We start from the raw sequence: 15,625 nt of genomic DNA on the forward strand, positions 1-15,625 counted from the left end.
CCACGAGCGCGGCGGGCTTCCTGCCTCCAATGATTCTGCTGGCGCCCATGGAGGGCCTGCTGGACCACATGCTGCGCGACACGTTGACCCGTGTCGGCGGCGTGGACCGCTGTGTCTCCGAGTTCATCCGCATCACCGACCGGCTGCTGCCGCGCCGCGTGTTCACGCGCATCGTGCCGGAGCTGCTCCACGGCGGACGCACGCACGCCGGCGTGCCGGTGCGGGCGCAGTTGCTCGGCTCGGACCCCCAATGCCTGGCGGAGAACGCCGCGCGGCTCGCCGAGCTCGATCCCGAGGGCATCGACCTCAACTTCGGCTGCCCGGCCAAGACGGTGAACCGGCATCGCGGCGGCGCGGTGCTGCTCGACGAGCCGGAGCTGGTCGGCGAGATCGTCGCCGCCGTGCGCCGCGCGGTGCCGGCGCACCTGCCGGTGTCGGCCAAGATGCGGCTCGGCAACGAGGATCGCGGCCGCATGCTCGATTGCGCCCGCGCGATCGAGGCGGCCGGCGCGTCGGAGCTGGTCGTGCACGGCCGCACCAAGCGCGACGGCTACAAGCCGCCGGCCTACTGGGACCAGATCGCCGTGCTGCGCGAAGCCGTCGGCATCGAGGTCGTCGCCAACGGCGAGGTGTGGACCGTCGAGGACGCGCTGCGCTGCCTGCAGGAGTCCGGCTGCACCTCGCTGATGCTGGGGCGCGGCATGGTGGCCGATCCCGGACTGGCGCTCGCGGTGCGCGCGGCGCTTGGCCACGCGTCCGGCGTCGCCGCGCTGCCCTGGTCGGACGTGATCCCGCTGATGGAGAGCTTCTTCGCCCAGGTGCGCCGCAACGTGGCGACGCGCCACCAGGCCGGCCGTCTCAAGCAGTGGCTGCATTACCTGCGCCGCCGTTATCCCGAGGCGGAAGACACCTACCAGCGCGTGCGCACGATCAACGCGCCGGACGTGCTGGCCATGACGCTGTTCGGCCGTCCGCTCGATCCGACGGCGCCGCCGCCCGATGCGGAGGACGACGACCTCGTCGACGCCTTCAGCGCCTGCGAGGCAGATGAGCGCGCTCCGGGCGAGCGCGCCGCAGACCTCTCCGATCCCGATCAACAACAAGACAGCGACTCGCTGATCGCCGCATGACCGCTTACCGCCTGACCTCGCGCCTGCTGGCGCTCGCCGCCGCATTGGCGCCGGTGTTTGCCGGGGCCGCGACGGCCGCCCCGACCGCTTCTTCCTCCGCCAAGGACATCGTCCCGCTGACGCTGGAACGTGTCTTCGGCGATCCGCCGTTGCAGGGGCGTCTGGTGCGCCAGGCTGAGATCTCGCCGGACGGCGCGTGGGTCAGCTACCTGCGCCCGTCGGAGACCGACAGCGAGCAGCTCGAACTCTGGGCGCAGCCGGCGGCCGGCGGCGCGCCGCGCAAGCTGGTCTCGGCGGCGGACGTGCTCGGCGGTCGCAGCCAGCAACTGACCGAGGCCGAGCGCATGGCGCTGGAGCGCAAGCGGATCTCGCAGGGCGGCATCACCGGCTATCAGTGGTGCGGTCCGTCGGGCAAGGCGCTGCTGTTCCCGCTGTCGGGCGACCTGTACCTGGTGCGTCTCGGCGACCAGGGGCCGACGGCGCAGCGCCTCACCAACGACGAGCAGGTGCCGGAGCAGGATCCGACCTGCTCGCCCGACGGCAGCCGCATCGCCTACGTGAAGGGCGGCGAGCTGTGGGTGCAGGCGCTGGACGGTGACGGCGCCGCGCGCGCGCTGACGAAGGGCGCGACGGAGACGCGTTTCTGGGGGTTGGCTGAATTCATCGCGGCGGAGGAACTCAGTCGACAGCGCGGCTACTGGTGGTCTCCGGACGGCAAACAACTGCTGGCGCTGAACGTCGACGAGCGCGACGTGCCGGTGAAGACGCGGGCGCAGATCTTCTCCGACCGCACGACGATGACGCAGCAGCGCTACCCGGGCGCCGGCGAGAACAACGCCCGTGTCACCGCGTGGACGCTGCAGGTGGCGGACGGCCGCATGACGCCGCTGCCGCTGCCTTCGGACGCCGAATACATCGCCCGCGCCGGCTGGTTCGGCGACGGCACGCCGTGGCTGCAGACGCTGACGCGCGACCAGCACAAGCTGGCGCTGACCGAATACGCGAACGGCGCCGGTCCGGGCCGCACCGTGATCGACGAGCGCGATCCGGCCTGGGTCGAAGTGCACGACGACCTGCAGGAGATCGACGGCCTGACCTTGTCGGGTCAGCCGGCGCTGCTGTGGTCGAGCGAGTCCTCGGGCCGCCGGCAGCTGGTGCTGGTGGACCGCCGCACCGGCGAACGCCGGCCGCTGACGAACGAGCCCGAGCCGGTCGCGCACCGCGTGTGCAGCGACGGCAAGACGGTGGTCTATGCGGCGGCGCGCGATCGCGGCCGCTCGCGCGAGCTGTTCGCGATCGACCTGAACGGCACGAGCCGCCCGCTGGACGGCGCACAGCCGCGTCAATGGCGGGACGCCCGCGGCGACGGAGACTGCGCGCGGGTGCTGGTCACGCGTGGCGCGTGGGGCGAGCCGCCTGCGCTGTCGCTGCAGTCGGTGAAGGCCGGCGCGAAGCCGTTGTCGCTGCCGGGCGATGCGCCCGACGCGCTGTTGGCGCGCATCGTGCCGAAGCCGGCGGTGGTCGACGTCACCGCCGCCGACGGCCGCACGCCGCTGAATGCGCTGTACTTCGCGCCGCTGGACGGCAAGGCCGGTCCGCATCCGGTGATCACGATGGCCTACGGCGGGCCGGGCACCTCGACGACCAATTGGAACTGGAGCCGCGACACGGCGCTGATCGCCTACTGGCAGCGGCGCGGCTACGGCGTGTTCACGCTGGACACGCGCGGCATGCAGAACCGCGACCGCGAGTTCACGCGCGCGCATCGCCTGGCCTTCGGCGCCGTCGACGTGAACGACCTGTTCGCCGCGGTGCGTCAGCTGCCGAAGCAGGTGGCGGGCGTGGACCCGACGCGGATCGGCTTCTTCGGCTGGTCCTACGGCGGCTTCCTGGCGGAACGCGCGATGCTGGACGCCGACACGCCGCTGGCGTCGGCGGTGGCGGTCGCTCCGCCGACGGACTGGACGCTCTACGACACGGCCTACACCGAGCGCTATCTCGGCATGCCGCATGTCGGCAAGGACGGCAAGGAGGGCAAGGACGGTCAAAGCGACGCCTACCGCCAGTCCAACCTGGTGATGCGCGCGAAGCTGCTGACCAAGCCGCTGCTGATCGTGCACGGCACGGCGGACGACAACGTGCTGTTCGAGCACACGCTGCGCCTGACCGAGGCGCTGCAGAACGAGGCGCGGCCGTTCGAGCTGATGATCTACCCGGGCAAGGCGCACGGCATCGCGGGGCGCAGCGCGAAGCTGCACCTGTACCGCACGATCGACGCCTTCTTCGCGCGCACGCTGGCGCGCTGAGCGCGGGCCTCACGAGACAGGAGCGGTGCGATGGCGCTGGTGTATTCGACGAACGGCGGGCGCGTGTGCCCGGACTGCCGGCAGGCGCAGGCCGATTGCCGCTGCAAGGCGCAGGCGGCGAACGCGGTGCTGGGCGACGGCAAGGTGCGGGTGCGCCGCGAGACGGCGGGCCGCAAGGGCAAGGGCGTGACGGTGGTGCTCGGGCTGCCGATGACGGCGGCGGAGCTCACGGAGACGGCCAAGAAGCTGAAGGCCGCCTGCGGCAGCGGCGGCACCGTCAAGGACGGCACGATCGAGATCCAGGGCGATCACCTGGACAAGGTGATGGCCTGGCTGACGACGGCGGGATTCGCGCCGAAGAAGGCGGGGGGCTGAGGCTTCAGGTGCTGCTGTCCGAGCCTGATCCACCGGCACGCCGGGTCGCGATCGCCTTCAGGAGTTCGGACACGATGTGGCTCGCCTCCCGCTGCCGCAGCAGGCGGATTTCCTCGTCGTCCGGCCCGTCGCCCAACTCGAAACGGGCCGTCCCGACCGGACCGTCCTTGAGGTAACCCTCGACGCCGAGGTCGTCCGCAAAATGCCGCGCCAGTAGCTGCAGCGCCTCCTCAATGGCCGCTGCGTACCTGCCCGTCAGCGCGCGCATGAATACGTCGGCCGCGACTTGGAGCGGACGGGCGTGTTCAAGGCAAAACACCAGATCGTGCGCATCCTTGCGCTCCCAGCGCTGGTGGAACGCGAATGCCTTGAGCGTCGTGAATGCCACGAGGTCGGCGTGCTTGAAGCGTTGCGTCACGATGCCGTTCCCGCCCAGCGTCTCGGCTGTGATCGTCGCTGTCTCGAAGTGGTCGAAGACGATCGATGAATGCGGCACGTTGAGCGCGCTGATGTTGCCCTCGGTGGGCAGCGCCTCGACACGCTTTTGCCCGGGCATGTCGGCCAGGAACTCCAGCCGCAGCAGCGTGCGGCCCGTCCGGACCTCCCACCGCCAGTTGATGCGCTGTTGCCGCTCGTTCAGTCCTCGTTCGAAGCCGAGCTTCTTGAGGTTGTCCTCGAGTGAGCGGTAGGCGTCGACCGTTGCAAGCAAGGCGGTCTCGACGACGACGTCGACATCCTGCGTGCCGGCGTGTTCCGGGACCTCCGGTGGATTGCGCTTGACGAGGTAGCGCGGCGTCAGCCCGCCGACCAGGACGACGGAATCGGCCCAAGGTCCAAGTCCGCGCATGAGGGTGACGAGCAGGCGCTCGCAATCGAGGGTGAGATCGGCCGCATAGGCGTCGGCCGTCTGAGGTTTGTTCACGGTGGAGGCTCCTTCGTTCAGAAGCCCAGCACCTGCTCCCGCAAGAATCGGCCGGCATCGGGTGCGCGACCCGGGGCGACCATCAGATCAACATAGGTCTGCACGGGCGAGGCGAGAAGGACTTCGTCCCTCCGCTGTACGAAGCGCAGTCCGGATGGTTCGACTTCGATCACATTCAGGTTCGAGCCCTGCTGCACTTCCCGCAAGCCGCATCGTGCGATGGCCCGCTCCAGCGCCGCAGGGGTCGCGCGCAGAGTCGCCACGCTCCATTGGGTCAGGTAAGGCGCATAGATCTGCGCCGCCGCTTCGCTCGTGATCGCATAGCCATCGGTGGAGTCGGCGTCCCCGGCGAAAGCGCTCGCGGCGAAACGCAGCAGATCCTCGCCTTTCTGTCCGGGTACGAAGAACCGATGCACGCGCCGATGACCCAGTTGGTCCTGCTCCTGTGTCACCCAGGCGTCGAGCAACGCGGGCGCCTTTGCCAACTTGCGAACCTTGGTCGGACCGCTGCCCTGCGTGTCGACCCACTCGTCTGACTCCAGGTGCGCCAGCAGCTTGGACACGCTCGCCGGCGAGATGCCGCTGGCCGTGGCCAGCTCGTTCACGGAGCACCATCGATCCGGCGCGAGCAACAAGGCATGGAGCACGGGCGTGCGCGCGGAGGAGAACAGCTTGAATCGAGAGGGTCGAACGGCGCCGAGGACCGGGCTGGGGTCGAGATCGACGATGACGTAGATGTCCTCAAACGGGAGCCGCAACTTCCCATCGGCTGAGAAGCTGCCGGTCCCCGACTCGAGCAGCAGCTCCCGAGCGCCTGGCGAGATGAGATCTGCGACCACGACGACGTGCTGCCCCTTTTCGCGCCGGACGATGAGATCCCGGGCTTGTTGGGGATAGACCTTCGATTTCACGTCGACCAGCAAGGTCAACCTCCGCCCGGCCACATGGAGATCGATCGAGGCGTCGTGCCCCATGGCGTGAGCCGTAGCGCTGGGTTTCACGTGCGACACATGCGGCAGCTTGCCAAGCGCTTCGCCGAGCGCGACGAGCTGAGCGCGACTGCGGTTCGACGGTCGAAGTGAAGCCATATTTCGTTTTTTGCCCTTATTTCGTCACGAGTAAATAAGACTAGTATGCGAAATATTGACGTCGGATTCAAGCGCGATCGGCGGCGCGGAGAGTCAGCGTGTGCCAGCGCGTCCCTGTCGCGTTCAGCACCGCGTCGCTCACTGTGTGCGCGGCGAGTGAGAAACCTATGGTCGCCAGCAGCGCCGCCACGCGCGCCGGCGCGTGATTCGCGAAGCTGCGGCCGTCGACGTCGCGGCCCTCGGCCAACGTGCCGTCGCGTTGCTCCGGCAGCGCCAGCAGCATCACCGCGCCCTCCGCGGCCTGCTGCCCGTCGGCTGAGCGCCGCAACATGGCGGCCAACGCGGACAGCGCGCCAGGGAGGTCGTCCGCGCCGACGTGCATGAGCACCGCGCTGCACACGACGCCATCGAATCCGTCCGGAGCCACATCGCCGAAGGGGCGTCCCAGGTCGGGCAGGGCGCCGTCGCGCAGTCGGCCCGCCAGTTCCGGGAACTGCACGAGCGCGCGTTCGCGCATCTCTGCGCTTGGCTCGACGCCATAAGCGTCCAATCCCGCCGCCAGCATGCCGGCGACATCGCGCCCCGCGCCGGCGCCGACGTCGAGCACGCGGCTGCCGCGCGGCAGCGCCGCCTCGACGACGGGCAGCATCGCGCTGCGTCGCGACTCGGGCTGCGAGGCGAGGCGCCCGGCGTAGCGCCGGTAGAAGTCGTCGGTGCGAGGGTCCATGGATCCATGATGCCGCAGCTCCGCGCGAGCGTCGGGCAGGGCGTCGGGCGGACGTCAGGCAGACGTCAGGCGATACCTGAAGCAGGACCTTGGGCGCATAGCGTCACGCGAGTGAGGGGGCGGGTTGGAAACAGTCGCGCGACTTGCGACGTTTGCACGCGCGGTGCTGGAGGCGGCGTCCTAATGTTGTCTCGTCCGGCCCCACCTCCCCGTGGGCCGCGGAGACCGTCCATGAGTCCTTCCCAGTTCGGTGCGCTCCAGCGCGAATCAGGCTCCCGCAGCAATCACGCCCACGTCCATGGTCACGGCCATGGCCGCTACCTGCTGCGCTTCGAGTCGCTGTTCCACTCCGGCCGCGGCCTGTCCTTCCCGTGCGACGAGCGCGGCCAGGTCGCACTCGACCAGCTCAGCGAGCAGGCCCGCGAGAACTACCTCTTCGCCCGCGCCGTCGTCGGCCACGAGTACGCGACGCCGGTGGTCCAGCGCTGCGACGACTGAGTCCTTGACCGACGTCGATGCGCTCAGTGCGCCCGGTGCGCTCGATGCGCTCGGTAGACCCGGCCGACCAGGCGGTCAACGCGCCGTGAGTTGCGCCGCGTCGTACTGCCCCAGCACCCATTGCAGGCCCGCCAGGTGCTGCTGGTCGTGGCTGCACAGGTAGTGGATCAGCGACTTGAAGGTCAGCGGACCATACCCTTCGAAGCGCGCGCGACGTGCCAACTGCTCCGGCGTGATCGAGGCCAGCAGCGCCAGCGTCTCCTGGCGCGCCGCCGCGAAGGCGGCCAGAGCGGCCGCCGGATCGTCCTCCCCGTAGCGGCGCTCGCGCGCCAGCGCCTCGGTGTCCAGCGAGGGCAGCACCGGATCGTCTTCGCCCAGCGTGCGGCGGATGCGCTGCTGGTAGCCGTCGATCTCGATGTCCCGCACATGGCAGACCTGTTCGATCGCGGTGAGCGGTTCGCTCGGCACGCCGTCCCATGAGGACGGTGCCCAGTGGCGCGCTTCAACCGGGAAGAGCGCGAAGTGCGCCGCCAGTTGCGCGGGGAAGGCCGCCAGCGCGTCCAGCGTGACGGCGTCGATGGCGGAGCGGGACAAGGCCCCGGATGAGGCGCGGGACGTGACGCCGGATGGAGCGAGGGATGAGGAGGGCATGGCGTTGGCTGTCATGCCGGCGATATTAGGGCGTCGGTCTGCGGGACAATGCCGCGTTTTCCGATTCCCTTAGAACGCCCCCGTGATGAGCGACACCATGAGCGACACCACCCGCCCCGAACTGCCCGACCACCTGTCCATCGACCCGCGCAGCCCGCATCACGTCGCCGCCGTGTTCGAGCACGACATCGGCATCCTCTTCAACGGCAAGGAACGCAAGGACGTCGAGGAATACTGCGTCTCCGAAGGCTGGATCCGCGTTCCCGCCGGACGCACGCTGGACCGCAAGGGTCAGCCGATGATGATCAAGCTCAAGGGCAAGGTCGAAGCGTTCTACAAGTGACGATCAGCTTCTCGGCCAGCTGATCGCCACCCACAGGCCGCCACCTTCGCGGTTGCCCATCGCGATGCGGCCACCGTGCGCCTCGGCGATCTCGCGCGCGAGCGCCAGGCCGAGCCCGCTCCCGCTGCGCTTGGTCGAGTAGAACGGCATCAGCGCCTGCGACAGCTGCGCCTCGGTCATCCCGGGGCCGCAGTCGCCGACCTCGATGCGCCAGTCCTCGCGCGCCGCGCCGACGCTCAGGCTCACGCCCTCCGGCGCGCTGCCGGACTCGTGCGCGTTCTTCAGCAGGTTGATCAGCGCCTGCTCCATCTGCGCCGCGTCGAAGCGCCCCGGCACCGCAGGCAGCCCGCCGATCAGCGCGAACGGGTAGTGCGCGCCCAGCGACTCGATGAAGGGCGACCACTCGACCGGCGCCAGCACGGGCGCCGGCAGCTTCGCGAAGCTCGCGTAGCCGGCCAGGAACTGGTGCAGGTGTTTCGCGCGGTCGCCGATGCTGGCGAAGACGCCGGGCACGCGCTCGTGCATGCCGCGCCGCGACAGCTCCGCGCCGCTGTGCGCCAGCGACGAGATCGGCGCCAGCGAGTTGTTCAACTCATGGCTGATCACGCGGATCACGCGCTTCCAGCTCGCCACCTCCTGCCGCGACAGCTCCTTCGTCATGCGGCGCAGCAGGCGCAGGCGGTGCGGCTGCCCTTGCAGCCGGAAGTCGCGCATCGACAGGTGGTAGCGCTCCTCCTGCCCATCCTGCATGACGCTGAACAGCCCGTCCTGTGCGCCCGCGAAGGCCAGGCGGAGGTCTTCGGGCGCGTCGACCAGCAGTTCGTCGAGTCCGCGACCCGCCAGGCTGCGGCCCTGGTCCATCAACTGGCGCGCGGCGATGTTGGCGTAGGCGATGCGCTCGTTCGCGTCGGTCAGGAGCAGCGCCACCGGCGTGTTCTGCACCACCGTGTCCAGCAGCAGCTCGCGCTGCGCAAGGTGGCGCCGCTGCTCGCGCAGGGCCAGGCCCAGCTCGCTGTGCAGCCGCGTGAGGGTCGACAGCTCCGCCAGCCCGCCGGGAGGATCGGCGGCAATGCCGCTGCCGAACTCGCCGTCGCGGTAGCTGAGCACCGTGCTCTCCAGCGCCCGTAGCAGCCGCGCCAACGGCATCAGCAGCAGGCTCGCCAGGCCCCAGACGATGGGGAGCATCAGCAGGAAGGTGAGTCCGACCGCGGCGGCGCTCCAGGTCGCCGGCGCGTCGTGGCCCAGGGACCGCAGCAGTTGAGGCACCGGCCACAGCGTCAGGGTCAGGTGGATGGAGACCGCCGCGACGGCCGCGGCGATCAGGCACAGCGCCAGCCGCATGTGCAGCGAGCGATGCCAGCTCGCGTGCCGGTTGGCGCGCCCCGTGGCGTGCCCGGTCGGGCCCGGCGGCGCCTCCTTCATCCGGCGTCCAGCCCGTAGCGCTCCATGCGCCGGTACAGCGCCTGGCGCGACAACCCCAGCGACTGCGCCGCGCGGCTGACCACGCCCGACGCCGAGGCCAGCGCGGCCACCACGGCCTCGCGGCTGGGCTCGTCGAGGTTGCGCGAGGCCAGCGGCGAGGTCAGCGGCGAGAGGGCCGGCAGTGCCAGGTCTTGCTCCCCGATGACGCGGCCCGGCGCCAGCAGCGCGGCGCGCTCGATGGCGTTCTTCAGTTCGCGGACGTTGCCCGGCCAGGGATGCGCCATCAGCGCCTCGCGCGCGCCGTCGCTGAGCGCCGCGCGGCCGGCCAGGAAGTGTTCCGCCAGCGGCAGGATGTCGGCCACGCGCTCGGCCAGTCCCGGCAGGGCGACCTCGATCACGTTGAGCCGGTAGTAGAGGTCTTCGCGGAAGGTGCCGGCGCGCACCATCGCGCGCAGGTCCGCGTTGGTCGCGGAGATCACGCGCACCGTCGTCTGCCGCGTGCGGCTCGAGCCGAGGCGTTCGAAGCGCCCCGTCTCCAGCACGCGCAGCAGCTTCACCTGGCCGGCCAGCGGCAGGTTGCCGATCTCGTCGAGGAAGAGCGTGCCCCCGTCGGCGGTCTCGAAGCGGCCCTCGCGGGCGCGCGCCGCGCCGGTGTAGGCGCCGCTCTCGGCGCCGAAGAGCTCGGCCTCGATCAGCTCGCCCGGCAGCGCGCCGCAGTTGATCGCGACGAAGGGACCGTCGGCCACCGCCGAGTTGGCATGCACGATGGCCGCGACGCGTTCCTTGCCGCTGCCGTTCGGGCCGGTGACCAGCACCGGCGCCGCCGAGCGCGCGACCTGGCAGGCGAGCTCCAGGCAGCGCAGCAGCGCCGACGACTCGAAGACCAGGCCGTCGAGCCGATAGCGGCGGCGCAGCTCGTCGCGACGCTGGCGCTGCTCGTGCCGGCTCTCGCGCAGCGCGCGGCCGTTCTCGGCCAGCTCCAGCAGGTTCTCCACCGTGGCCAGGAGCTTGGCATCGTCCCAGGGCTTGGCGAGATAGTCCGCCGCGCCGGCCTTCACCAGCGCCACCGCCTGCTCCAGTTGCGTCCAGGCGGTCAGCAGGATGATGGGCAGGTCGGGATGGCGTCCGCGCAGCTGCTGGAAGAGCTCGCGGCCTTCCTCGCCCGAGGTCGTGTCGGCGCTGAAGTTCATGTCCTGGATCACCAGGTCGACGCGGCGCTGCGCCAGCAGCGCCAGCCCCTCGGCCGGCGAGGCCGCGTAGAGCGCCTCGATGTCGTGCAGCGAGAGCAGCAGCGACAGCGCCTCGCCGACGCCGGCATGGTCATCGATGATCAGGACGGTTCTCATTGGAGGCGCAGCATATCAAGTGGAAACCGGCGCGAAGGGCCTCGCGCCGGTGAGGTTCCCGCGCTGAGCGAGGGAAGCGGAACGGCCGCGTGCGGGCCGTCGGTCGTCAGCCTCCGCGCAGCGCGGCCACCGGCGGCAGTGCCGCGGCCCGACGCGCCGGCGCGAACACCGCGATCTGCCCGAGCGCCCACAGCACCACCGCCCCGAGCGGCAGGTAGACGAGCGGCAGGCGCGGCAGCTCGTAGCTGCGCATCAGCAGCAGGCTGATGCCGTACGCGCCGATCATGCCGAGCACGATGCCGGCGGTGGACAGCAGCAGGTTCTCGGTCTGGAAGTAGCGCAGGATCTGGCCGCGCGTGGCACCCAGAGCGCGCCGCGTGCCGATCATCCGCGTGCGCTGCTGCACCCAGAAGCTGGCCAGTCCGACGATCCCGAAGGCCGTTACCACCAGCAGCCCGACGCAGACGCCGGCCAGCAGCTGGATCATCGAGCGGTCCTGGCGGTAGTAGTCGTTGCGCTGCTTGATGAAGGTCTCCTGCTCGCGGATGACGCGACGCAGGCCCGGGCTGTTGCCGAGCAGCTTCTCGCCCGCCGCCTTCAGCACGGCCTCGGGGTTGGCGCCGGGCGCGACACGGATCATGAAGGTGCCGCCGCGGAAACTCGGTTGCACCGGCATCAGCATCGTGTGCAGTGCGTTCTCGTCCTGCGAGCCCGGGCTCGGCGAAGCCAGGTTCTCCACCACGCCGACGATGCGTTGCGGCTCGTTGCCGTAGACGTAGATCGCCTTGCCCAGCGCCGACTCGCCGGGGAACAGCCGTTCCGCCATGCGCTTGTTGATGATCGTCGCCGGCACGCGCGGGTCGGGGTTGGTGTCCAGGGTCGAGCCCAGCACGAATTCCTCGGGCTGGAAATCGCGTCCCTCCACCAGGCGCAGCCCCATCGTCGAGAGGAAGCCCGGTCCGGCCGTGTAGTGGCCGGCCACCACGCGGCTGGAGGTGTTGCGGTCCGCGGTCAGGCGCACGCTGGAGTTGTTGGAGTTGCGGCCGAACGGGTACTGGTTGGTCAGGCTGGCCGACACCACGCCCGGGACCTGCCGCAGCGCGACGAGGTCGGCCTGCGTCTGCGGCTCGGGGTTCTCGACCCGGGCCATGCTGGAGAGGGAGAGCACCACCAGCGCGTCTTCCGCCATGCCGGTGGGGGCATAGATGCGTTCGATGCGCTGGGCGATCAGGAACAGGGCGTTGCAGACGATCGCGCAGGTCAGCGCGATCTGCAGCACGATGAGCCCGGCGGCGGTCTTGTGACGCTTCAGCGTCGAGAGGATGGGCAGGATGTCCATGGGGCGGTCTCCTTGACTCGTCGGTAGTGCGGCGGCGCGTCCGTGCGGCGGCGCCGTCAGTGCGTCATTGCGTCTTGAGCTGGATGGCGGGCGTGATCTGGCACGCGCGCCAGGCGGGCAGCAGGCCGGCCATCACGCTGGCCGCCAACGAGACGCCCAGCGTGGTCGCGAGCATCTCCCAGTCCAGCTGCGCGAGCTGGGCGTAGTCCGACGGGTTCTGCCGCACCACCCACAGTCCGACCCAGGTCAGTGCCAGGCCCAGCAGGCCGCCCACCAGGCCGAGCGTGCCGGCCTCGACGAGGAACTGCAGGAAGATCTGCCGCCGCGGCGCGCCGAGCGCGCGACGCACGCCGATCTCGCCGCTGCGGCGCAGGCACTTGGCCAGCAGCAGGCCCACGGTGTTGGTCAGGCAGACGACCAGGAAACCGAAGGCCAGCCACACCTGCAGCCGGATGTCGCTGGGCACGACCTTGCGCTGGTTCAGCCAGTCCATCACCGAACTCAGTTTCGGATTGGCGGGCCGCTCGAACCGGCCGGCCTCGCGCTGCTGGTTGGAATACTGCGTCAGGTAGGTCCGGTAGTCCGCGAGCTGCAGCGGCGTGTCCAGCTGGACCCAGTACTGCAGCCAGGCGCAGGGCGTGTTGAGCGCGCGGGGATCCTGGCCGTTGGTGTCGCCCCAGCAGCTCATGTTGCCGGCACCGCCGAAGCGCAGTCCCAGCGAGGTGGACAGCGGGATGTAGGCGTCCGCCGGCTTGGCGTAGGCGCCCAGCGTCAGGTCGAAGAAATGCGGCGCGGGCCGCCACGGCTTGAGTACGCCGACGATGGTGAAGTCCTTGTCCCGCAGCCGCAGCATCTTGCCGCGGCTGTCGGCGCCGCCGAAGAGCTTGTCGTTGAGCTCGCTCGAGATCACCGTCACGCGCGCCTCGGCGCCGTCGTCCGCGGCCGTCCAGCCGTTGCCGAACTTGAAGGGCGTCTCGAACATCGCGAAGAAGTCGGCGGAGGTGAATCGCGCCCCGGTGAAGAACGGCGGTTGCGCCGCATCGCCGGAACCGGCGGGGTCGATCGCCAGGAACGCGCCCGTCATCACCACCTGATGCACGCCGCGCTTCTCGCGCAGCAGCGATTCCGCGTCGAAGCGGGTCAGCTGAAGCACCGGTTCGTCGCCGGGCTTCCAGTCCCGCTTGGTCTCGGCGTCGAGCTGCACGTTGAAGAGCCGGCCGCTCTTGTCCGGGATCGGATCGCCGGACATGACGTGGAACACCGTCAGCGTCGTCATGCAGGCGGCCACGCCCATCGCGATCGACAGCAGCATCAGCGCGGTCAGGCCGCGGTGGCTGCGCATGGCGCGCAGGGCGAGTTCGAGGTAGTAGGTCAGCATGGGGGTCCTCTCTCAGCTCACGGCTTGACGGGCACGGGATTCAGCAGCGTGTTCACGGACGCCAGCTCGGGTTCGCCGAGCGCGCCGGCCGCCTGCTGCAGCAGCAGCTTGGACAGCACGTACCGGTGGCGCGCCTGCTCCCAGGCGTTGCGGGCGTTGCTCTGCGTCTGGATCGCCAGCAGCAGGTCGGTCATCGTGCGCAGGCCCAGGTCCAGGCCGCTGCGCGTGGAGGCCAGCGCCTTCTCGGCGGCCTGCACCGCGGCGCCGGCCGTGCGCATCTGGCTCAGCGCGGACAGCACCGCCTGGTACTGCGCCTGCGTCTCGCGCGTCATGGCCCGGCGGGCGCTCTCGAGGTCGTCGCGCAACTGCTCGCGCTGGAAGATCGCCTGGCGCTTCTGCGACTCCGTCGCGCCGCCGGCGAAGAGCGGGATCGTCAGGCGCAGGCCCACGGTCGTCGTGTAGCGGCCGGCATCCTGCGGCGCGACGGCCGGGCCGGACAGCCGCTGACCGTCCAGGCCGGCGCTCAGTGTCGGCAGGTGCGCGGCACGCGCGGCGGCGACGCGCTGGTCGCCGGCGCTCACCGCCAGTGCGGCGGCCTGCAGCGACGGGTTGTCGCGCAGCGCCTGCGTCACCCAGGCCTCGGGATCGGCCGGATCGGGCATCAGCATCGCGAGGTCGGGCGCGAGCGGCTTGAGCTCGCCCGGCATGCGGCCGGTGATCTGCGCCAGCGCCTGGCGCGCGTCGAGGAGGTCCTCTCGCACCGACGCCGTGTTGCCGCGCGCGAGCTCGTAATACGCGCGGCCCTGCTCGACGTCCAGCGACGCGGACAGCTGCGCATCGAAGCGCGACTGCGCCTGCGCGACCTGCTGGCCGTACACGTCCTCGATCGCCTGCGCCGTCTGCAGCGTGGCCTGCGCGTTCAGCACGCCGAAGTAGGCGCGGGCGACGCGGGCGCACAGGTCGGCCTCGGCGGCGCGCACGCGGGCGTCCTCGGCGGTGACCAGCGTCTTGGCCGCATCCCAGCTGCGCAGCCGGCTCAGATCGACCAGGACCTGGTTCAGGCTGTGCGTCAGCTGGTGCTGGCGGCCGTCGTCGCGGGTGTGGGATTCGCTCAACTGCGCGGACCACTGCGGCAGCAGCTGCGCGCGGGCCTGGACGGCGAGTTCCTGCTGCTCGCCGCGCACGGCGCGGGCGCCGGCCAGCACGGGGTCGGCGGCGCGGGCCTGCGCGTAGATCTCGAGCAGGTCCTCGGCCGCGGCCGGCAGGCAGCAGCCCGCGCAGAGCAGGGCTGCCGCGAGCGCCGGCAGCACCGCGCGCCTCGAAGGGATGGGCAGTCTCATGGTCAGGCTGAGGCTCAGGCCGAGGTCGGCGTGGTCGGGGTGACGGGCTTGGCGGCGCGCAGCAGCTCGGGGTCCATGTGGAGCTCGGCGGCGATGTCGACGACCTGGCCGTCGATCACATGCACGTTGCGCTGCGCGCGCGCGGCGAGCTGCGGATCGTGCGTGACCATGACGATGGTGGCGCCGTCGCGGTGCAGTTCCTCGAGCAGGTCCATCACGCTGCGCGCCATCGCGCTGTCGAGGTTGCCGGTCGGCTCGTCGGCGAGCAGCAGGCGGGGCGAGCCGGCCAGCGCGCGGGCGATGGCCACGCGCTGCTGCTGGCCGCCGGACAGCTCGGCGGGGTAGTGGCGCTCGCGCGCGGACAGCCCCACGCGGGCCAGCGCGTCGCGGGCGCGCTGCTGGCGCTCGGCGGCCTTCATGCCGCGGTAGCGCAGCGGGACCTCGATGTTGTCCAGCACGTTGAGGTCGGGGATCAGGTTGAAGGCCTGGAAGATGAAGCCGATCTTCTCGTTGCGCATGCGCGAGCGCTGCGTGTCGTCCATGCCGCTGACGTCCACGCCGTCGAGCTGGTAGCGGCCGCCGGTGAAGGCCTCCAGCAGGCCGGCGATGGTCAGGAAGGTCGTCTTGCCCGAGCCCGACGGCCCGGTCACCGCGACGAACTCGCCTTCGCGCACGTCCAGGTTGAACTCGCGCAGGGCGTAGGTCTCGATCATTTCGGTGCGGTAGACCTTGGAGAGCGATTGCATCTTCAGCATGAGGT

At 70.6% G+C, this 15,625-nt stretch carries 15 protein-coding genes; 5 read left to right on the forward strand and 10 right to left on the reverse strand.

All coding sequences use genetic code 11. The features are described from left to right. Window positions 1–47 precede the first annotated feature (47 nt). The 3 genes from AC1VNM_RS00500 to AC1VNM_RS00510 are packed head-to-tail and all read left to right on the forward strand — an operon-like array spanning window position 48 to window position 3,811. A complete protein-coding gene (locus tag AC1VNM_RS00500; RefSeq protein WP_483105486.1) occupies window positions 48–1,130 on the forward strand; it encodes a tRNA dihydrouridine synthase in 1,083 nt (360 codons plus the stop codon). Further along, a complete protein-coding gene (locus AC1VNM_RS00505; RefSeq protein WP_483105487.1) occupies window positions 1,127–3,436 on the forward strand; it encodes an alpha/beta fold hydrolase in 2,310 nt (769 codons plus the stop codon). Before AC1VNM_RS00500 ends, AC1VNM_RS00505 begins: the two co-directional genes overlap by 4 nt. A gap of 30 nt (window positions 3,437–3,466) precedes the next feature. Continuing rightward, the gene (locus AC1VNM_RS00510; protein ID WP_297532068.1) at window positions 3,467–3,811 is read left to right on the forward strand and encodes a translation initiation factor Sui1; all 345 of its coding nucleotides are present in this window, start codon (window positions 3,467–3,469) and stop codon (window positions 3,809–3,811) included. A 4-nt stretch (window positions 3,812–3,815) separates the two neighbouring features. Here the strand turns inward: AC1VNM_RS00510 and AC1VNM_RS00515 are convergent, their stop codons facing one another. The 3 genes from AC1VNM_RS00515 to AC1VNM_RS00525 form a co-directional block, all read right to left on the reverse strand. Next, the gene (locus tag AC1VNM_RS00515) at window positions 3,816–4,733 is read right to left on the reverse strand and encodes an antitoxin (RefSeq protein ID WP_483105488.1); all 918 of its coding nucleotides are present in this window, start codon (window positions 4,731–4,733) and stop codon (window positions 3,816–3,818) included. A 17-nt stretch (window positions 4,734–4,750) separates the two neighbouring features. Further along, a complete protein-coding gene (locus AC1VNM_RS00520; RefSeq protein WP_483105489.1) occupies window positions 4,751–5,821 on the reverse strand; it encodes a type IV toxin-antitoxin system AbiEi family antitoxin in 1,071 nt (356 codons plus the stop codon). Between the two features lie 67 nt (window positions 5,822–5,888). Then, complete coding sequence (locus tag AC1VNM_RS00525) at window positions 5,889–6,548, reverse strand: class I SAM-dependent methyltransferase (RefSeq protein WP_483105490.1); 660 nt, start codon at window positions 6,546–6,548, stop codon at window positions 5,889–5,891. 231 nt (window positions 6,549–6,779) lie between these two features. Here AC1VNM_RS00525 and AC1VNM_RS00530 point away from each other — a divergent pair, with 231 nt between their 5' ends. After that, complete coding sequence (locus AC1VNM_RS00530) at window positions 6,780–7,046, forward strand: hypothetical protein (RefSeq protein WP_377156671.1); 267 nt, start codon at window positions 6,780–6,782, stop codon at window positions 7,044–7,046. A 75-nt stretch (window positions 7,047–7,121) separates the two neighbouring features. Here the strand turns inward: AC1VNM_RS00530 and AC1VNM_RS00535 are convergent, their stop codons facing one another. After that, window positions 7,122–7,625: a DinB family protein gene (locus AC1VNM_RS00535; protein ID WP_483109217.1), complete on the reverse strand. Its 504-nt coding sequence runs from the start codon at window positions 7,623–7,625 to the stop codon at window positions 7,122–7,124. A 169-nt stretch (window positions 7,626–7,794) separates the two neighbouring features. Here AC1VNM_RS00535 and AC1VNM_RS00540 point away from each other — a divergent pair, with 169 nt between their 5' ends. Further along, complete coding sequence (locus AC1VNM_RS00540) at window positions 7,795–8,040, forward strand: DUF3297 family protein (RefSeq protein ID WP_377156667.1); 246 nt, start codon at window positions 7,795–7,797, stop codon at window positions 8,038–8,040. 3 nt (window positions 8,041–8,043) lie between these two features. On the opposite strand, the gene AC1VNM_RS00545 is transcribed toward AC1VNM_RS00540, so the two are convergent. The 6 genes from AC1VNM_RS00545 to AC1VNM_RS00570 form a co-directional block, all read right to left on the reverse strand. Then, window positions 8,044–9,462, reverse strand: a complete 1,419-nt coding sequence (locus AC1VNM_RS00545; RefSeq protein ID WP_483105491.1) for a sensor histidine kinase — start codon at window positions 9,460–9,462, stop codon at window positions 8,044–8,046. Then, window positions 9,459–10,808, reverse strand: coding sequence for a sigma-54-dependent transcriptional regulator (locus AC1VNM_RS00550; RefSeq protein WP_483105492.1), 1,350 nt, complete (start codon window positions 10,806–10,808; stop codon window positions 9,459–9,461). Before AC1VNM_RS00550 ends, AC1VNM_RS00545 begins: the two co-directional genes overlap by 4 nt. A 106-nt stretch (window positions 10,809–10,914) precedes the next feature. After that, the gene (locus tag AC1VNM_RS00555) at window positions 10,915–12,147 is read right to left on the reverse strand and encodes an ABC transporter permease (protein ID WP_483105493.1); all 1,233 of its coding nucleotides are present in this window, start codon (window positions 12,145–12,147) and stop codon (window positions 10,915–10,917) included. A gap of 64 nt (window positions 12,148–12,211) precedes the next feature. Further along, window positions 12,212–13,525 carry an ABC transporter permease gene (locus AC1VNM_RS00560; RefSeq protein ID WP_483105494.1) on the reverse strand — a complete coding sequence of 438 codons (1,314 nt, stop codon included), beginning with the start codon at window positions 13,523–13,525 and terminating at the stop codon, window positions 12,212–12,214. A gap of 17 nt (window positions 13,526–13,542) precedes the next feature. Further along, complete coding sequence (locus tag AC1VNM_RS00565; RefSeq protein ID WP_483105495.1) at window positions 13,543–14,865, reverse strand: TolC family outer membrane protein; 1,323 nt, start codon at window positions 14,863–14,865, stop codon at window positions 13,543–13,545. Between the two features lie 14 nt (window positions 14,866–14,879). Next, entirely contained in the window at window positions 14,880–15,620 is a 741-nt protein-coding gene (locus tag AC1VNM_RS00570; RefSeq protein WP_483105496.1) for an ABC transporter ATP-binding protein, read from the reverse strand. Between the last annotated feature and the right edge of the window lie 5 nt (window positions 15,621–15,625).

The organism is Mitsuaria sp. MSU3D, from assembly GCF_056867975.1.

Excerpts from the sequence above, each read along its gene's own strand:
- AC1VNM_RS00550 (WP_483105492.1), bottom strand. The coding sequence starts at position 10,808 with ATGAGAACCGTCCTGATCATCGATGACCATGCCGGCGTCGGCGAGGCG.
- AC1VNM_RS00565 (WP_483105495.1), bottom strand. The coding sequence starts at position 14,865 with ATGAGACTGCCCATCCCTTCGAGGCGCGCGGTGCTGCCGGCGCTCGCG.
- AC1VNM_RS00545 (WP_483105491.1), bottom strand. The coding sequence starts at position 9,462 with ATGAAGGAGGCGCCGCCGGGCCCGACCGGGCACGCCACGGGGCGCGCC.
- AC1VNM_RS00500 (WP_483105486.1), top strand. The coding sequence starts at position 48 with ATGGAGGGCCTGCTGGACCACATGCTGCGCGACACGTTGACCCGTGTC.
- AC1VNM_RS00560 (WP_483105494.1), bottom strand. The coding sequence starts at position 13,525 with ATGCTGACCTACTACCTCGAACTCGCCCTGCGCGCCATGCGCAGCCAC.
- AC1VNM_RS00505 (WP_483105487.1), top strand. The coding sequence starts at position 1,127 with ATGACCGCTTACCGCCTGACCTCGCGCCTGCTGGCGCTCGCCGCCGCA.
- AC1VNM_RS00520 (WP_483105489.1), bottom strand. The coding sequence starts at position 5,821 with ATGGCTTCACTTCGACCGTCGAACCGCAGTCGCGCTCAGCTCGTCGCG.
- AC1VNM_RS00510 (WP_297532068.1), top strand. The coding sequence starts at position 3,467 with ATGGCGCTGGTGTATTCGACGAACGGCGGGCGCGTGTGCCCGGACTGC.
- AC1VNM_RS00540 (WP_377156667.1), top strand. The coding sequence starts at position 7,795 with ATGAGCGACACCACCCGCCCCGAACTGCCCGACCACCTGTCCATCGAC.
- AC1VNM_RS00570 (WP_483105496.1), bottom strand. The coding sequence starts at position 15,620 with ATGCTGAAGATGCAATCGCTCTCCAAGGTCTACCGCACCGAAATGATC.
- AC1VNM_RS00555 (WP_483105493.1), bottom strand. The coding sequence starts at position 12,147 with ATGGACATCCTGCCCATCCTCTCGACGCTGAAGCGTCACAAGACCGCC.
- AC1VNM_RS00530 (WP_377156671.1), top strand. The coding sequence starts at position 6,780 with ATGAGTCCTTCCCAGTTCGGTGCGCTCCAGCGCGAATCAGGCTCCCGC.
- AC1VNM_RS00525 (WP_483105490.1), bottom strand. The coding sequence starts at position 6,548 with ATGGACCCTCGCACCGACGACTTCTACCGGCGCTACGCCGGGCGCCTC.